The following is a 16,246-nucleotide window of genomic DNA, read 5'->3' as shown; positions in this document are numbered from 1 at the left end:
CACCATCGTCATCGACCCTTCAAGGAACGCGCCATGAATCTCAAGAAACTGCCTCTGTCTCCCTTGGCATTCGGCCTCGTGCTGGCCTTCGCGTGCAGCGCCGCCAGCGCCCAGGACGGCGGCACCCTGCAGAAGATCAAGGAGAGCGGCACCATCCAGATCGGCGCGCGCGACAGCCAGATTCCGTTCTCGTACAAGCTCAGCGCCGACAGCGCGCCCATCGGCTTCACCAACGACATCTGCCTGAAGATCGTCGATGCGGTGAAGGCCAAGCTGGGCCTCGCGAAGATCGAGGTGCGCTACACGATGCTCAACTCGACCAACCGCATTCCGCTCCTGCAGAACGGCACGGTCGACCTCGATTGCGCGACCACCACCAACACCACGCAGCGCCAGGCGCAGGTCGATTTCGCGCCCAGCCACTTCGTGACCAACATCACTGCGGCGGTGCGCAAGAGCGCAGGCATCAATGCGCTCACCGACCTCAACGGCAAGAACGTGGCCACGGTCTCGGGCAGCACCTCGATCCAGCTGCTGCGCGGCGCACGCAAGAGCGGCACCATCGAGGTGAACGAGATCGCGGGCAAGGACACCTCCGACGGCTTTTTGCTGCTCTCGACCGGCCGCGCGGATGCGTACGTGCTCGACGATGTGCAGCTCGCCGGCATGATCGCCAGCGCCACCAACCCCGGCGACTACAAGCTGCTGAAAGAGTCGCTGCGCCAGGAGCCCTACGGGATCATGCTGCGCAAAGACGATCCGCAGTTCAAGGCGCTGGTCGATGAAACGGTCACGGGCCTCATGAAGTCGGGCGCGATCGACCAGCTCTACACGAAGTGGTTCATGTCGCCAATTCCGCCGAAGAACGTGAACCTGAATTTCCCGATGTCCGACGCGGTGCGCGACATCTACAAGAACCCGAACAACAAGGGCGTCTGAGCACATGGCGACCACGCTTGAAAACCACCCCCGCGGCCTGGCGTTTTCCGATGCGCTGATGCGCGAGGTGAAGGCGCGCTTCCTGCTCGTCGACCACGACCATCGCGGCCGCGAGCGCCTGTACTTCGACAACGCCGGAGGTTCGTTCCGCCTGAAGGCAGCGGTCGAGCGCTTCGCGCAGGTCGATGCGATTCCCGACAACGCGGAGCGCATCCACGCGACCGCGGTGGAGCTGCAGCAGATCCAGGCAAAAGCCGCCGACGACCTGCGTACCATCCTCAACGCGCAAGGCGGGAGCGTCTACGCCTCGCTCACCGCCTCGGGCGCCATGTTCGACATGGTGCGCGCGGTGGCCGAGAACGTGCCGGGCACGAACATGGTCACGACGGTGCTGGAGCATCCCTCGGCCTTCGATGCGATGAGCCTCTACGCCGGTCGGCTCGGCCGCGAGCTGCGCGTGGCGAAGAGCAACCCCGTGACGGGCGGCGTCGATGTGGAGGAGATCGTGCGCCTCGTCGACAAGGACACGTGCCTGCTCAACGTGATCTACGCCTCGAACATCTCGGGCGCCAAGCTCGACATGGCCGAGATCGTGCGACGCGCGCGCGCCATCAAGCCCGACCTCTACATCCTCGTGGACGCGGTGCAGCATGCGCCGCACGGCCTCATCGACCTGCAGAAGACGCCGGTGGACGGCATCAACCTCGCGCCCTACAAGTTCTTCGGCTGCCGCGGCTCGGGGCTCTCGTGGGTGTCCGACCGCGCGGCCGTGCTGCCGCACCACAAGCTCGCGGGCAAGAAGCCGGACTTCTGGGACCTGGGCAGCTCCGCGCCGTGGCAGTTCGCTGCGCTCACGGAAATCGTCGATTACGTCTGCTGGCTCGGCGGCCAGTTCACCGATGCGGCGGAACACCGCGCGCTGTTCGTCGAAGGCATCGGGCGCATCGAACTGCACGAGCGCGCGCTGCTGGCCGCGCTGCTCGACGGCACCGGCAACGCGACCGGTCTGCGCGAGATGCGAGGCGTCGAAGTGTTCCTCGACCACGAAGACCTGACCAAGCGCGACCTGATCCTGGGCATCGGCTTCGACCGCATCGACTGCACGCAGGCGGTGGTCGAGTACGGCAAGCGCGGCGTCACGGTGTACGAGCGCGTGGCCACGAGCATCTATTCGAAGCGGATGCTCGAGTCCTTCGGGCTCGAAGGCACGGTGCGCGTGTCGCCGCTGCACTGCCACTCGATGGACGATGTGGCGAAGTTCCTCAGGGTCACGCAGGAGATCGCTGCTCTGGATTGACGACGCATGCGTGCGCCAGGTGCCCCGCACCGGCCCACCGCAGGCCGTGGGCACCCGCGGCGTCGTACCGGGCGACGGCCTGGTTTCCGCCGAGGTCTTCCAGCAGCAGAAGCCCGGTCTCCAGCAGCAGCGGCCCCAGCGTCGCGGGGTCGAAGCCCGAAAGGAAGGACTCGCCGACGGAAGACACGTCGCTGCGCAGCTTGTTGAATGCCTCGGTGTTTGCGTGTCCCGGCCGCAGCACCGCTTCATCGACGTAGGTAAAGACCAGTTCGCTCCCAGCCGGTGCCACGGAGGCGATGGCGCGCAGCGTCGCGAGGTTGGCCTCGCGCGTGAGGTACACCGTGACGCCGAGCCACGAGAAGAAGGTGGGCTGCGTGGGCTGGAACGACGATCGCGCCAGCGCCGACTGCAGCGTTTCTTCGGACAGGTCGGCCGCCACGAACTGCACCGCATCGGATTCGGCGATGCCGCAGTGCTGCAACTGCCGGCGCTTCAACTGCTGCGTTGCGGGGTGGTCCACCTCGTAGATCTTCAGGCCCTCGGCCCAGGCTGGGCGGCGGCAGAGAAAGCTGTCGAAGCCCGCGCCGATGAGCACGTACTGCGTGATGCCGCGCTCGACCGCCGCCTTCAGCATGTCCTCCGTGTAGCGGCTTCGCAGGATGACATCGGCATACGCCGCGTTCGCGCGCAGCGCGGCGTCGAGCGCCTTGTCGGGCGATGCGGTGGCGCGCAAGGCCGGGTCCAGCCGCGCCATCGCGCGCTCGCGCAGGGCGGCCCTCACGGTCTCGGGCACGAGGCGGTCGCCCCACGGATCGTCCAGCAATGGCGCGGGATCGCTGCGCGCGTGAAGCGCCCGCATCAGCGAGGTGGCAAGGGCGGTGTGGCTGGCTTTCGATGAGTCCATGGGGCGGCTCCGGGCTGGGGATGACGGACGGCGGGCTTTGTGCGACGCTTGCCGCCGGTTTCTACTTCATTCTCCGACGACCGCCATGAATGCCTCCCACCGCCGCCCCGTTCCGCTCGCCAAGGCCTACCGCCTGCTCAACCACGGCCCGACCGTCCTGGTGAGCGCTTCGCACGGAAGCCAGCGCAACATCATGGCCGCCGCCTGGGCGATGCCGCTGGATTTCGATCCGCCCAAGGTGGCCGTGGTGCTCGACAAGAGCACCTGGACGCGCGTGCTGCTCGAAGGCGCGGGTACCTTCGCGCTGCAGGTGCCGGTGCGCGCGCAACTCGACCTGACCGAGGCCCTGGGCAACAGCTCGGGCCGCGAGATCGTCGAGACCTCGGGGCGCGACAAGTTCGCGGCCTATGGCCTCGAGACTTTCACCGGCACCGCGATCGATGCGCCGCTGCTCGAAGGCTGTGCGGCCTGGCTCGAATGCCGCCTCTTGCCTGAGCCGCCGATCCAGGAGCGCTACGACCTGTTCCTTGGCGAAGTGATCGCCGCGCAGGCCGATGCGCGGGTGTTCGCCGACGGACGCTGGAACTTCACCGGCCATGACGAACTGCGCACGCTGCACCATGTGGCGGGCGGGCACTTCATCGTCGATGGGGAGGCGGTGGATGCGCGGCCGCTGGTGCCGGTGAAGCGCTGAGGCCCGTCCTTCGCACAGCGGCGGCGGCCCCACGGCCCGCGAAGAACAGCGAACTACAGCACGAAAGGAATGAAGCGCCGCGTGCGCCGCATGTAGTCGCGGTAGGTGTCGCCGAAATGCGCGATGCATTCCTTCTCGTCGCTGAGCGCCGTCAGCACCAGCAGCAGCGTGGCCGCCAGCACCAGCGCCAGCGTGAGCCAGGTGAACTGCTTGAGAAAGGCGCCCCAGGCCAGCAGCATGAGCGCGGTGTACATCGGGTGGCGGATGTAGCGGAAGGCGCCCGAGGTCACGAGCGAGGAGGTCTTCTCGAAACCGTAGAGGGCCGGGTCGTCATTGCGCGCATCGCTGGGCCTGCCCTGCGCCTTGAGCAGCCGCACCGCGTGGATCGGCAGCCAGATCGAGAGCGCCAGGAAGATGCACGAGAGGATCTGCTTCGCCGAGAACGGATCGATGTGCCACACCGGCAGGTTCACAACGATCAGCACCAGCATGCATTCCCACGCGAAGAAGCGGTAGAAGCCGTGCGAGCCGGGCTGGCTCAGCGGCCCGCGCGAAACGTAAAGCAGCGCGGCCGTGCCTGCGACGAAAAGGAAGATCTGGAACCAGAAGAGCATGGCGGCCGAATGTACACGGGCCGCCCGTCTTCAGCCAGAGATAGAAAACCCGCCGTCCACCGGAATGGCCGTGCCTGTCACGTAGTCGGAGGCGGCGCTCGCGAGAAACACCGCCGTGCCGGCGATGTCGGCCGGCTGGCCCCAGCGGCCGGCGGCGGCGCGGGCCACCACGCGGTCGTACAGGCCCGGGATCTGGCTGCGGGCGCCATCGGTGAGCTCGGTCTCGAACCAGCCGGGCAGGATCGCGTTGACCTGGATGTTGTCGGCCGCCCAGGAGAGCGCGGTCGACTTGGTGAGTTGCACGATGCCCGCCTTGCTGGCGGCATAGGCCGGCGCATAGGGTGCACCGAAGATCGACATCATCGAGCCGATGTTGATGATCTTGCCGCCGCCCGCGCGCTGAAGGTGCGGGTGCGCGGCGCGGCTGCAGAGGAACGCGCTCGTGAGGTTGGTGTTCATCACCTGGTGCCATTCGGCGAGCGCGAGCTGGTCGACGGGCTTGCGCACCGTGGTGCCGGCGTTGTTCACGAGGATGTCGAGCCGGCCGCAGCGCGCGGCCACGTCGTCGAAGGCCTTCTGCACCGAGGCCTCGTCGGTCACGTCGAGTGCGAGCGCGAAGCTGTCGCTGCCCAGCGCCTTGAGCGCCTCGACCGCGGCGGCCGACTTCTGTGCATTGCGTGCCGCGACGATGACGCGCGCGCCGGCCTTCGCGAGGCCCTCGGCCATGCCGAGGCCGATGCCGCCATTGCCGCCGGTGACGAGCGCGACTTTTCCAGTGAGATCGAACATCAGGTGGTTTCCGGTTTCTTGGAGACGAGGGTCAGGATATCGTAGCTCGCGACCACGTCGCCATCCTGGTTCGTCACCTCCACATCCCAGGCCACCACGCCCTGGCCCTGGCCGCTCGCGTCCTTCTTGTTACGGTCGATCTTGCGCTTGCAGGTCAGGCGCGCGCGGATGGTGTCGCCGATGCCCACGGGCTTGACGAAGCGCAGCGTGTCCAGGCCGTAGTTGGCAAGCACCGGGCCCGGCGCGGGAGAGACGAACAGGCCCGCCGCCGCCGACAGCACGAAATAGCCGTGCGCGATGCGCTTGCCGAAGGGCGATTCCTTCGCTGCGACCTCGTCGAAGTGCATGTAGAAATAGTCGCCCGAGATGCCGCCGAAGGCCACGATGTCGGCCTCGCCGACGGTGCGTCGGTGGGTGAGCAGCGAGTCGCCGATCTGCAACTCCTCGAAGTAGCGGCGGAACGGATGCACCTCGCTCTCGCGCACAGCCGCGCCGCGCACATGCTCGCCGGTGATCGCGGCCAGCATCGTCGGCGAGCCCTGCACTGCGGCGCGCTGCAGGTAGTGCTTCACGGCGCGCAGGCCACCCAGTTCTTCGCCACCGCCCGCGCGGCCGGGGCCGCCGTGCTTGAGTTGCGGCAGCGGCGAGCCGTGGCCGGTCGATTCGACGGCGGCTTCGCGGTCGAGCACCAGCAGGCGGCCGTGCCATGCGGCAGCGACCGGAATGGCCTTGGCCGCGATGGCCGGATCGCGCGTGACCAGCGTGCCGACAAGGCTGCCGCGGCCGCGCGCGGCGAGCGCGAGGGCTTCGTCGATGCCGTCATAGGGCATCAGCGTGCTGACGGGGCCGAAGGCCTCGACATCGTGCGCCGCATCGTGTTCGAGCGGCTTGCGGCTCAACAGCAGCGTGGGTGCGAAGAAGGCGCCGTCGCTCACGCCATCGCCCACGGGCGAGAAGCCGTCGCGTTCGCCGTAGACCAGCTCGGCACCCTGCAGCAGCGTGGCCACGCGCTCGGCCACGTCGGCCTTTTGCGCGTGCGAGGCGAGGGCGCCCATGCGCACCTCTTCGCGCGACGGATCGCCGATGACCGTTTTCGCGAGCCGCGCGCGCAGGCGCTCGGCCACCGCATCGAGGTGCTGGCGCGGCACGATCGCGCGGCGGATGGCGGTGCACTTCTGGCCGGCCTTGGTCGTCATCTCGCGCGCCACTTCCTTCACGAAGAGATCGAACTCCTCGTCGTCGGGCATCACGTCGGGCGCGAGGATCGCGCAGTTGAGCGAGTCGGCCTCGGCGTTGAACGGGATCGACTGGCGCACGATGTTCGGATGCACGCGCAGCCTGGCCGCGGTGTCGGCCGAGCCGGTGAAGGTCACGACATCGGGGCCCTCGAGCCGATCGAGCAGGTCGCCCGTGCCGCCGATCACCAGCTGCAGGCTGCCCTCGGGCAGGATGCCCGACTGCACGATGAGCCGCACGGCGGCCTCGGTGAGATAGCTGGTGGCCGAGGCCGGCTTGCCGATGCACGGCATGCCCGCGAGGAAGCTGGGCGCGAATTTCTCCAGCAGGCCCCACACCGGAAAGTTGAAGGCATTGATGTGCACCGCCACGCCGCCGCGCGGCACCAGGATGTGCGTGCCCGCAAAGCCGCCCTTCTTGCCGAGCGGGAAGGCCGGGCCTTCGTGCACCAGGTTGCCCGAGGGCAGCTCGTTGGAGCCGATGCCGGCATAGGCGCTCAGCGTGCCGGCGCCGCCTTCGATGTCGATCCAGCTGTCGGCACGCGTGGCGCCCGTGTGGGCCGAGATCGCGTAGAGCGTTTCCTTGTTCGTGGCGAGGTACTTGGCCAGCGCCTTCAGGCGCTCCGCGCGTTGCTGGAAGTCGAGCTTCATGAGCGCGGGGATGCCGACGCGGCGCGCGTGGTTCAGCGCTTCGGCGAAGTCGATGGCCTCGGCATGGGTGCTGGCCACGGGCTTGCCGTTGATGGCGCTGCGCAATTGCTGCGCGGCATCCTGGCCGATCCAGCGGCCGGCGATGTAGCTTTGGAGGGTGGTGGTCATGGTGATGTCCTTTCGTCGGTGTCCTGGTATGGCTCCTTCCCCTTCCGGGGGAAGGCTGGGATGGGGGCAAGCGGCCTTCGTTCGGCGCGGTGCTTTGTCAAAAGCCGTCGTGCCCCCACCCCGACCCTCCCCCGGAAGGGGAGGGAGAAATGCAGGCGCCGGTCAGTGCTTGTTGCCGATGCCCAGATAGGTATCGATGATTCTTTGGTCATGCAGCAGATCGCGCGCGTTGCCTTCGAGCGCCACGTCGCCCATCTCCAGCACATACGCCCGGTCGGCCACCTGCAGCGCCGCGCGCGCGTTCTGCTCCACCAGCAGCACCGACACGCCATGGCTGCGCAGTTGCGACACCACGCGCAGCACCTCGCGCACCACCAGCGGCGCCAGGCCGAGCGAGGGTTCGTCGAGCATCAGGAGGCGCGGCCGCGCCATCAACGCGCGGCCGATGGCCAGCATCTGTCGCTCGCCGCCCGAGAGCGTGGAGGCCATCTGGGGCTTGCGCTCGCGCAGGCGCGGGAAGATCTCGAACACTTCCTCCATGCGCGCGCGCTGGTCGCGCTTGCCCTTGCGCCACTGGTAGAAGCCGCCGAGCAGCAGGTTGTCTTCGACCGACATCTCGCCGAAGAGCTCGCGCCGTTCGGGCACCAGCGCCACGCCGCGCGCCACCATGGTCTCCACGCCGGGGCGCGCGATGCGCTCGCCCGAGAGCGTGAGTGCGCCGGTGGAAGGCAGGAGCCCCATCGCCGCGCACAGCAGCGTGGTCTTGCCCGCACCGTTGGGGCCGATGACGGTGACGATCTCGCCTTCGTTCACTTGCAGGCGCACGCTGTGCACCGCTTCCACGGTGCGGTAGGCGACGCAGAAGTCCTCGAGTTGAAGCAGGGGGTGGCTCATCGTGCGTCTTCCAGCAGTTCGTCGTCGGCGCCGCCCAGGTAGGCCTCCAGCACGCGCGGATTGGCCTGCACTTCAGCGGGCGTGCCGGTGGCGATGACGGTGCCGAATTCGAGCACCGTGATGCGGTCGGCCAGGTTCATCACGAATTCCATGTCGTGTTCCACCACGAGGATGCCGAGGCCTTCGGCGCGCAGCTGGCTCAGCAGCACGGAAAGCGCGCGCTTTTCCAGGTGGCGCAGGCCCGCGGCGGGTTCGTCGAGCAGCAGCACCGAAGGCTGGCCGGCGAGGGCGCGCGCGATTTCCACCACGCGCTGCTGGCCGAGCGAGAGCGATGCGGCCGGCGTGTCGGCATGCGCGCCCAGGCCGCAGCGTTCGATCTGTCGGCGGGCCTCGGCCATCAGCGCGGCTTCTTCGGCGCGGTCCAGCCGCAGCATCGCGGCGAGCCAGCCGCGCTTCGCACGCAGGTGGGCGCCGAGCGCGACGTTTTCGACCACGCTGCGCTGGCCGAGCAAGCGCACGTGCTGGAAGGTGCGGCCCAGGCCCAGCGCGGCGAAGGCGCGCGAGGGCTTGGTCGCCATCGACTGGCCGGAGAGCCGCACGACGCCCGAGCTCGGATCGTCCACACCCGAGATCATGTTGAAGAAGGTGCTCTTTCCTGCCCCGTTCGGACCGATCAGCGCATGGATCTCGCCGGCCTTCAGCGTCATCGAGATCGCGTTGTTGGCGACGAGGCCGCCAAAGCGCTTGCTCACGTCGCTGGCCTCGAGCAGCAGTTCGCCGGATGCCGGAAGGGTGCGTTGTGCGAGCTGCACGGTGGCGACCTTCGAAGCGGCTGGCACAGCCTTGCGTACATCGTCGCGCACCCAGCGGCTTGCGAGCCGCGCCAGCGTGGGCCAGAGCCCGTCCGAAAAGCGCTGCAGCACGAAGAGCATCAGCAGGCCGAACACGATCACTTCGAAGTTGCCGCTGGTGCCCAGCAGCGCGGGCAGCACGTCCTGCAGCTTTTCCTTCAGCAGCGTGATCAGCGCCGCGCCGAGCACCGCGCCCCACAGATGCCCTGCGCCGCCGACCACCGCCATGAACAGCAGCTCGATGCCGATGTTCAGGTTGAAGGGCGTCGGGTTCACGAAGCGCTGCAGGTGCGCATAGAGCCAGCCCGACACCGCCGCGAGCAGCGCGGCCAGCACGAAGAGCTTGATGCGGTGGCGCGCCGTATCGACGCCCATCGATTCGGCCATCAGCCGCCCGCCCTTGAGGGCGCGGATGGCGCGGCCTTCGCGCGAGTCGAGCAGGTTGTGCATCGCCCACAGCGCGAGCAGCAGCACGCCCCAGATCACCACACCCAGCGCGCGCGGCGTGGCGAGCGACACGCCTGCGACCACGAGCGGTGGCACGCCGGTGATGCCCGTCTGCCCGCCCAGGAACTCCATGTTGCCGAACAGGTAGTAGAGGCTCAGGCCCCAGGCGATGGTGCACAGCGGCAGGTAGTGGCCCTGCAGCTTGAGCGTGACCGCGCCCAGCGCCCAGGCCAGCGCGAAAGTGAACACGAGGCCGAGTGCGAGGCCGGCCCATGGCAGCAGCGCGGGACCGACGGCGCCGCCCATCCATGCGGCGGCGGTGGGCGATGTGCAGATCCACGCCGTGGCGTACGCGCCCATGCCGACGAACGCGGCCTGGCCGAAAGAGGTCATGCCGCCCACACCGGTCAGCATCACCAGCCCCACGGCGACCAGCGCATAGAGCCCGATGTTGCTGAGCACCGATACGGTGAACTCGGGCAGGAAGCCCCAGGCCAGCGCGAGCGCGACGACGAAGACCAGCGTGAGCTGGCGCGGCGTGGCCAGCGGCTTGCCGGCGGGCGGCGCGGTGGCGGCGATGTTGTTGGATGGCGAGCTCATTCCTCGTCCTCCACATGATGGCTGCGCAGCGAACGCCACCACAGCACGGGAATGATCAGGGTGAAGACCAGCACTTCCTTGAACGGGCTGGCCCAGAAGGAGGCGAAGGCTTCGAGCTGCCCGACGAGGAGCGCGCCGACCAGCGCCAGCGGATAGCTCGCGAGCCCGCCGACGATGGCCGCGACGAAGCCCTTGAGGCCGATGAGAAAGCCGGTGTCGTAGTACACGGTGGTGATCGGTGCGATGAGCAAACCCGACACCGCGCCGATCAGCGCCGCGAGCGCAAAGCTCAGGTCACCCGACAGTTCGGTCGGAATGCCCGAGAGCCGTGCGCCGACGCGGTTGATGGCGGTCGCGCGCAATGCCTTGCCGACCATCGAGCGTCCGAAGAACAGGAACATCGCGATCACCAGCAGCAGCGTGACGCCGACCACCACCAGCGATTGCCCGCTGACCGGAATGCCGCCGATGTCGAAGCGCGCGTCCGAGAAGGCCGTGGTGCGCGAGCCTTCGGCGCCGAAGAACAGCAGGCCCAGGCCGACGAGCACGCCATGCAGCGCGACCGAGACGATCAGCAGCATCAGCACGTTGGCATCGGCCAGCGGCCGGTAGGCCAGGCGGTAGAGCAGCGGACCGAGCGGCATGATGAGGATCAGCGTGGTGAGCGTCTGCCCCGCCATCGAGGTGGGCTTAAGCAGCAGCACCAGCGCGGCGGCGGCCAGCGGCAGCACCACGCACCATGCGAGCGCCGAGGCCCAGTTGACCACCGCGCCGCGCTTCCAGCGCCAGAACTCGACGATCAGCACCATCACCGCGAGTGCGAGCAGCAGCCACAGCGTGGCCGGCACGCGGCCGGCCTGCAGCATCGCCATCGAGAGGGCCCCGAAGGCGACGAACTCACCCTGGGGAATGAAGATGACGCGTGTGACCGAGAACACCAGCACGAGGGCGAGCGCCATCAATCCATAGACGGCACCGTTGACGATGCCGTCCTGCCCCAGAAGCAGGGCGATCTGCAAATCCATAAAGAACCTTTGGGCTCGGCCCGTGTGTCGAATCGGTGTCTGCTGCGAGCGCTTTCAATGGCGCTGCACCGTGTTGCTCCTTCCCCTTCCGGGGGAAGGTTGGGATGGGGGCTTGGCTCGTTCGGCGCAGTGCTTCATCGATTGCCGCTGGCCCCCACCCCAACCCTCCCCCGGGAGGGGAGGGAGCAATGCGAAGACATCAAGGCTGGTATTTCCAGGCGCCGTTCTCGATCTTCACCATCACGCGCGCGCGTTGGTCCAGGCCGAGGTGATCCTTCTCCGTCATGTTGAACACGCCATGCGCGCCCGACACATCCTTGGTCTGCTCCAGCGCATCGCGCAGCGCGGCGCGGAACTCTGGCGTGCCGGGCTGGGCCTTCTTGAGCGCGACCGGCACGGCCGAGCTCATCAGCAAACCGGCGTCCCAGGCGTGCGCGCCGAAGGTGGACACGGTGCCCTTGCCGTTGGCCGCCTCATAAGCCGACACGTAGGCCAGCGCAGATTTCTTCACCGGATTGTCGGCAGGCAGCTGTGCCGCCACGAGCACCGGGCCGGCCGGCAGGAAGGTGCCTTCCACGTCCTTGCCGCCCACGCGCAGGAAGTCGGAATTCGCCACGCCGTGGGTCTGGTACATCTTGCCGGCGTAGCCGCGCTCCTTGAGGGTCTTCTGCGGCAGCGCGGCCGGCGTGCCAGAACCCGCGACCAGCACGGCATCGGCCTTGGCGGCCATGATCTTCAGCGCCTGGCCGGTCACCGAGGTGTCGCTGCGCGAGTAGCGCTCGTTGGCGACGATGGTGATCTTCTTGAGCGCCGCGGCCTTGGCGAATTCTTCCGACCAGCCTTCGCCGTACGCATCGGAGAAGCCGATGAAGGCCACCGTCTTCACGCCGTTGGCGGCCATGTGCTCGGCGATGGCGAGCGACATCATGATGTCGTTCTGCGGCGTCTTGAACACCCACTTCTTCTTGGCGTCCATCGGCTCAATGATGCGGGCCGAAGCGGCGATGGAGATCATCGGCACCTTGGCTTCGCTCACCACGTCGATCATGGCCAGCGAGTTGGGCGTGGTGGTGGAGCCCAGCACGATGTCGACCTTGTTCTCGGCGATCAGCTTGCGGGTGTTGGCCACGGCCGCGGTGGTGTCGGAGGCGTCGTCCAGCACGATGTAGTTGATCTTCTGGCCGCCGATGGTCTTGGGCATCAGCGCGATGGTGTTCTTCTCTGGAATGCCGAGCGAGGCGGCCGGGCCGGTGGCCGACACCGTCACGCCGACATTGACGTCGGCCCAGGCCGCGGCGGCGGTGGCGCACAGCGCGGCGATCAGCAGGGGCTTGAAGAAGAATTTCATTGGTCTTGTCTCCGGGTTGAAAAAGGGGTCGGGGCCTGGTGCATCAACGCTCGTCGAAGGACAGCGTGACGCGCTCGGTGAGGGGGTGGGCCTGGCAGGTCAGCACGAACCCGGCGGCCACTTCATTCTTGTCGAGCGCAAAGTTTCTTTCCATGCGGACTTCCCCGTCCACGCACTTGGCGCGGCAGGTGCCGCACACGCCCGAGGTGCACGAGAACGGCACTTCCAGGCCCGCGGCCGATGCGGCATCGAGGATGCTGGGCTGGCCTTCGGTGAAAGTGATCTCGCGCTGCAGGCCGTCGCGCACGATGGTGATGCGGGCCTGCTTGGCATCGCCGGGCAATGTCTCGTGCACCACGGCGCCGACCTGGGTGGCCGAGGGCAATGCGACGCCGAAGCGCTCGATGTGGATGCGCTCTTCCGGCACGCCGGCCGCGAGCAGCGCGGCCTCGGCTTCATCGTTCATCTGGAACGGGCCGCAGACGTAGACATGGTCGATCCGCTTGGCGGGCACCACCGACGAGAGGAACTCGCCGATCTTCTCGCGGTTCATCACGCCGAAGCCCAGCGGCGAATCGGTGTGCTCGTCGGAGAACACATGCAGCAGCACCAGGCGAGTCATGTAGCGGTTCTTCAGGTCCTCGATTTCTTCCTTGAACATCGTGGACTGCAACTGCCGGTTGCCATAGATCAGCGTGAAGCGGCTCGCGGGCTCGCGTGCCAGCACGGTCTTCATGATCGAGAGGATCGGCGTGATGCCGCTGCCGCCCGCGATGCCGACGTGGTGCCGGACCGAGGACGGCTCGATCGGCACGAAGAAGCGGCCTTGCGGTGCCATCACCTGCAGCGTGTCGCCGGGTTGCAGGCTCGCGTTTATCCAGTTGGAGAACACGCCGCCGCGCACCTTGCGCACGCCCACGCGCAGCTCGCCGTCGTCCAGGCCTGCGCAGATCGAATAGGAGCGGCGCAGGTCCTGGCCGTCGATGTCGTGGCGCAGGGTGAGGTACTGGCCCTGCGTGAAGCCGAAGACTTCCTGCAGGTCGGTGGGCACTTCGAACGAGACGATGACGGCCTCGGCCGTGTCGGGCTCGATGGCCTTCACGCGCAAGGGGTGGAAGAGGGTGCTCATCGCTTGGGGACCTAGATTGGCTTGAAGTGTTCGAAGGGCTCGCGGCAGGCCATGCAGCGGTACAGCGCCTTGCAGGCGGTAGAACCGAAGGCCGAGAGCCGCTCGGTGCGTTCGCTCGCGCAGCGCGGGCAGGCGATGCGTTCGCCTGAGATGCGGCCGAAGAGCTTGATCGGCATCGCGGTGTTGGCCGCGACTTCGGGCGTGAGGTGAGCAGGGGGCGCGATGCCGTAGGCCTCGAGCTTCGCGCGGCCTTCGTCGCTGATCCAGTCGCTGCTCCATGCGGGTGCGCGGCGCAAGGTGGCGCGTGCGCGGCCGAGGCCGGCCTCTTCGATGGCGGCCAGCACGTCGTGCTCGATGGCTTCGGTCGCGGGGCAGCCGGAGTAGGTCGGCGTGAGCACGATCTCCAAACCGTCGTCGTGTTCGATCACTTCGCGCACGATGCCCAGGTCGCAGACCGACACGGCCGGCACCTCGGGGTCGAGCACCGTGTGCAGCACGGTCCATGCCGCATCGACGCGCGAGGCCAGCGCGTTCACCAAACGCCTCCGGGGAAAGTCCGTTGCAGGTGCTGCATCTCGGTGAGGATGTAGCCCATGTGCTCGCTGTGCACGCCCTGCTTGCCGGTGCTGCGGAAGGCAGCTTCCTTCGGCATCGCGAGGCCGGCTGCGTCGAGCACCTGTTGCATCTCGGCGAGCCAGGGATCGCGCAGTTCGCTCCAGGCCGGGCCGAGGCCGCTGGCGCTCGCTGTTTCGTCCACCGCATCGCTCTCGAAGAGTTCGGGCACGTAGAGCCAGAGTTGCTTCAGCGCCTTCTCGGTGCGGCGACGCGATTCATCGGTGCCGTCGCCCAGGCGCACGACCCAGTCGGCCGAATGCTGCTGGTGGTAGCGCGCTTCCTTCACGGCCTTGCCGGCGATGGCGGCCACTTCGGCATCGCTCGATGCGGCCAGGCGCTGCCACAGCAGCTTGAGCAGCGTGGCAACCATGGTGTTGCGCAACACGGCAAAGGCGAAGTCGCCGCGCGGCAGCTCGACCAGCGTGAGGTTGAAGTAGTCGCGCTCGTCGCGCAGGTAGGCGAGCTGGTCTTCGTCGTGCGCGCGGCCTTCGCCCTCGAGCTTGCCGGCGTGCGTGAGCAGCGCGCGGGCCTGGCCCACGAGGTCCAGCGCGATGTTGGCCATCGCGATGTCTTCTTCCAGCACGGGTGCATGGCCGCACCATTCGCCCAGGCGCTGCGCGAGCACGAGACACGTGTCGCCGATGCGCAGCAGGTATTGCACGGCGGGCGTGCGGTTCAGTTCGATCGATGCTTGCATGGCAGTTCAGTCCTTGCTCACATGTGGTCCACGGACTTGGGCAGCGCGTAGAAGGTCGGATGGCGGTAGACCTTGTCTTCCGCCGGATCGAAGTACATGTCCTTCTCGCCCGGGTCGCTCGCCACGATCTGCTCGGAGCGCACCACCCAGATGCTGCTGCCTTCCTGGCGGCGCGTGTACACGTCGCGCGCCATCTGGATCGCCATCTTCGAATCGGCCGCATGCAGGCTGCCGCAATGCTTGTGGTCCAGGCCCGCCTTGCTGCGCACGAACACTTCCCACAGGGGCCACTCTTGTTTGGTCGTATCGGCGCTCATGCGGCCTCCTTGATCGGTTGTTTGTTGGCGTGGGCCATCGCGGCTTCGCGGACCCATTCGCCGTCGTCCCAGGCGTCGACGCGCGCTTGCAGGCGTTCGCGGTTGCACGGCCCGTCGCCGCCCACCACGCGCCAGAACTCGCTCCAGTCGATGGTGCCGAAGTCGTGCGCCTGGCGCTCCTCGTTCCACTTCAAGTCCGGGTCGGGCAGGGTCACGCCGAGGATGGCGGCCTGTTCGACGGCCGCATCGATGAACTTCTGGCGCAGCTCGTCGTTGCTGAAGCGCTTGATGCCCCAGCGCATCGATTGCGCCGAGTTGGGCGACTGGTCGTCGGGCGGGCCGAACATCATGATCGAGGGCCACCACCAGCGGTTCACCGCGTCCTGCACCATCGCCTTCTGCGCGTCGGTGCCGTGGGTCATCATGGTCAGCAGGGCCTCGTAGCCCTGGCGCTGGTGAAAGCTCTCCTCGCGGCAGATGCGGATCATGGCGCGCGCATACGGTGCGTACGAGCAGCGGCAGATCGGCACCTGGTTCATGATCGCCGCGCCATCGACCAGCCAGCCGATGGTGCCCATGTCGGCCCAGGTGAGCGTGGGGTAGTTGAAGATCGAGCTGTACTTGGCCTTGCCGCTGTGCAGCGCATCGAACATCTGGTCGCGCGAGGTGCCCAGCGTTTCGGCAGCGGCATACAGGTAGAGGCCGTGGCCGCCTTCGTCCTGCACCTTGGCCAGAAGGATGGCCTTGCGCTTCAAGGTCGGCGCGCGGCTGATCCAGTTGCCCTCGGGCAGCATGCCGACGATTTCGGAATGCGCGTGCTGGCTGATCTGGCGCACCAGCGTCTTGCGGTAGTGCTCGGGCATCCAGTCCTTGGCCTCGATGAAGTCGCCGGCGTCGATGTGGGCGTCGAAGCGCGCTTCGAGCTGCATTTCTTCGGCGGAGCGCAAGGCTCTCTTCTTGTCGTCGCCGGCGTCCTTGCCCATGGTGTCCATTGCCTGGGTGTACATGTGCGTGTCCTTTCGGTGGGTGTGT

At 67.5% G+C, this 16,246-nt stretch carries 16 protein-coding genes; 3 read left to right on the top strand and 13 right to left on the bottom strand.

Going from position 1 to position 16,246, the window contains the following annotated elements; translation table 11 throughout:
• Positions 1-33: 33 nt before the first annotated feature.
• Both M2282_RS18265 and M2282_RS18260 read left to right on the top strand, forming a co-directional pair.
• Positions 34-939 (top strand): transporter substrate-binding domain-containing protein, encoded by a 906-nt coding sequence (locus M2282_RS18265; protein WP_280810197.1) that lies wholly within the window; start codon positions 34-36, stop codon positions 937-939.
• A gap of 4 nt (positions 940-943) precedes the next feature.
• The gene (locus M2282_RS18260) at positions 944-2,236 is read left to right on the top strand and encodes an aminotransferase class V-fold PLP-dependent enzyme (protein ID WP_280810196.1); all 1,293 of its coding nucleotides are present in this window, start codon (positions 944-946) and stop codon (positions 2,234-2,236) included.
• Here the strand turns inward: M2282_RS18260 and M2282_RS18255 are convergent.
• Complete coding sequence (locus M2282_RS18255; protein ID WP_280810195.1) at positions 2,208-3,140, bottom strand: class I SAM-dependent methyltransferase; 933 nt, start codon at positions 3,138-3,140, stop codon at positions 2,208-2,210. The two genes, M2282_RS18260 and M2282_RS18255, sit on opposite strands and share 29 nt — an antisense overlap.
• Positions 3,141-3,225: 85 nt before the next feature.
• Here M2282_RS18255 and M2282_RS18250 point away from each other — a divergent pair, with 85 nt between their 5' ends.
• Positions 3,226-3,834 (top strand): flavin reductase family protein, encoded by a 609-nt coding sequence (locus M2282_RS18250; RefSeq protein WP_280810194.1) that lies wholly within the window; start codon positions 3,226-3,228, stop codon positions 3,832-3,834.
• A gap of 53 nt (positions 3,835-3,887) precedes the next feature.
• On the opposite strand, the gene M2282_RS18245 is transcribed toward M2282_RS18250, so the two are convergent.
• The 12 genes from M2282_RS18245 to paaA all read right to left on the bottom strand — a co-directional run bounded on the left by M2282_RS18245 (position 3,888) and on the right by paaA (position 16,221).
• Entirely contained in the window at positions 3,888-4,448 is a 561-nt protein-coding gene (locus M2282_RS18245; protein ID WP_280810193.1) for a methyltransferase family protein, read from the bottom strand.
• Positions 4,449-4,478: 30 nt separating this feature from the next.
• Positions 4,479-5,237, bottom strand: a complete 759-nt coding sequence (locus tag M2282_RS18240) for an SDR family NAD(P)-dependent oxidoreductase (RefSeq protein ID WP_280810192.1) — start codon at positions 5,235-5,237, stop codon at positions 4,479-4,481.
• Complete coding sequence (gene paaZ, locus M2282_RS18235; protein WP_280810191.1) at positions 5,237-7,291, bottom strand: phenylacetic acid degradation bifunctional protein PaaZ; 2,055 nt, start codon at positions 7,289-7,291, stop codon at positions 5,237-5,239. Before paaZ ends, M2282_RS18240 begins: the two co-directional genes overlap by 1 nt.
• A gap of 162 nt (positions 7,292-7,453) precedes the next feature.
• Complete coding sequence (locus M2282_RS18230) at positions 7,454-8,185, bottom strand: ABC transporter ATP-binding protein (protein ID WP_280810190.1); 732 nt, start codon at positions 8,183-8,185, stop codon at positions 7,454-7,456.
• The gene (locus M2282_RS18225; RefSeq protein ID WP_280810189.1) at positions 8,182-10,083 is read right to left on the bottom strand and encodes a branched-chain amino acid ABC transporter ATP-binding protein/permease; all 1,902 of its coding nucleotides are present in this window, start codon (positions 10,081-10,083) and stop codon (positions 8,182-8,184) included. Before M2282_RS18225 ends, M2282_RS18230 begins: the two co-directional genes overlap by 4 nt.
• Positions 10,080-11,108, bottom strand: coding sequence for a branched-chain amino acid ABC transporter permease (locus tag M2282_RS18220; RefSeq protein ID WP_280810188.1), 1,029 nt, complete (start codon positions 11,106-11,108; stop codon positions 10,080-10,082). The genes M2282_RS18225 and M2282_RS18220 overlap by 4 nt, the downstream gene beginning before the upstream one ends.
• Positions 11,109-11,307: 199 nt before the next feature.
• Positions 11,308-12,456, bottom strand: a complete 1,149-nt coding sequence (locus tag M2282_RS18215; RefSeq protein WP_280810187.1) for an ABC transporter substrate-binding protein — start codon at positions 12,454-12,456, stop codon at positions 11,308-11,310.
• A 43-nt stretch (positions 12,457-12,499) separates the two neighbouring features.
• Positions 12,500-13,585 (bottom strand): 1,2-phenylacetyl-CoA epoxidase subunit PaaE, encoded by a 1,086-nt coding sequence (gene paaE / locus M2282_RS18210; protein WP_280810186.1) that lies wholly within the window; start codon positions 13,583-13,585, stop codon positions 12,500-12,502.
• A gap of 11 nt (positions 13,586-13,596) precedes the next feature.
• Entirely contained in the window at positions 13,597-14,121 is a 525-nt protein-coding gene (paaD, locus tag M2282_RS18205) for a 1,2-phenylacetyl-CoA epoxidase subunit PaaD (protein ID WP_432422912.1), read from the bottom strand.
• A complete protein-coding gene (gene paaC, locus M2282_RS18200; protein WP_280810184.1) occupies positions 14,118-14,897 on the bottom strand; it encodes a 1,2-phenylacetyl-CoA epoxidase subunit PaaC in 780 nt (259 codons plus the stop codon). Before paaC ends, paaD begins: the two co-directional genes overlap by 4 nt.
• A gap of 17 nt (positions 14,898-14,914) precedes the next feature.
• The gene (gene paaB, locus M2282_RS18195; RefSeq protein ID WP_013539788.1) at positions 14,915-15,214 is read right to left on the bottom strand and encodes a 1,2-phenylacetyl-CoA epoxidase subunit PaaB; all 300 of its coding nucleotides are present in this window, start codon (positions 15,212-15,214) and stop codon (positions 14,915-14,917) included.
• Positions 15,211-16,221 carry a 1,2-phenylacetyl-CoA epoxidase subunit PaaA gene (gene paaA, locus M2282_RS18190; protein ID WP_280810183.1) on the bottom strand — a complete coding sequence of 337 codons (1,011 nt, stop codon included), beginning with the start codon at positions 16,219-16,221 and terminating at the stop codon, positions 15,211-15,213. Before paaA ends, paaB begins: the two co-directional genes overlap by 4 nt.
• Between the last annotated feature and the right edge of the window lie 25 nt (positions 16,222-16,246).

This window comes from Variovorax boronicumulans (assembly GCF_029892485.1).
In the GTDB taxonomy this organism is placed as follows: Bacteria; Pseudomonadota; Gammaproteobacteria; order Burkholderiales; family Burkholderiaceae_C; genus Variovorax; species Variovorax boronicumulans_B.
This window is presented reverse-complemented; position numbering and strand designations above follow the sequence as displayed.